The following is a 393-nucleotide window of genomic DNA, read 5'->3' on the forward strand; positions in this document are numbered from 1 at the left end:
GGCCGATGCGTTGTTCAAGCTCCGTGGAAGGGCGCTTGAAAGACACAACCGGCGTGTAGACGAAGCCTCCATAGTGGTTGAATGGTTCGACCGAGACCATCCCAGCCTCAACTAATTCATCCAGTGCGTCTTGCGTACGCTTCGACGGGCGGCTTTCGTTCATCTTGAAGGTGACTTGGCCCTTTTCAGGCTGCATCAAGCCAAAAAGGAAACCTCCCAAAAACATCGCGTCGGAGCTGATCAGCTTAGCCATGGCGCGCATTCTCCTTAGTCGGGTCTGGATGCGTGCAGGAGCCGTCACAGACGCCCTGCGCGGCGACAGTGTCGGTGCTCACGCCACGCGCGCGCCGTGAAGCGGGGCGACGATAGGTCCCCCTTTCGGACGGCGGATTG

The 393-nt window shown here is 59.3% G+C and carries 1 protein-coding gene; it reads right to left on the reverse strand.

Features of this window, described 5'->3' with window-relative positions:
* On the reverse strand, positions 1 to 253 hold a 253-nt coding region (locus tag CWB66_RS21480; RefSeq protein ID WP_138587008.1), incomplete at its 3' end, for a hypothetical protein.
* Positions 254 to 393: the final 140 nt, after the last annotated feature.

This window comes from Pseudoalteromonas sp. S558, from assembly GCF_005886635.1.
Classification (GTDB): domain Bacteria; phylum Pseudomonadota; class Gammaproteobacteria; order Enterobacterales; family Alteromonadaceae; genus Pseudoalteromonas; species Pseudoalteromonas aliena.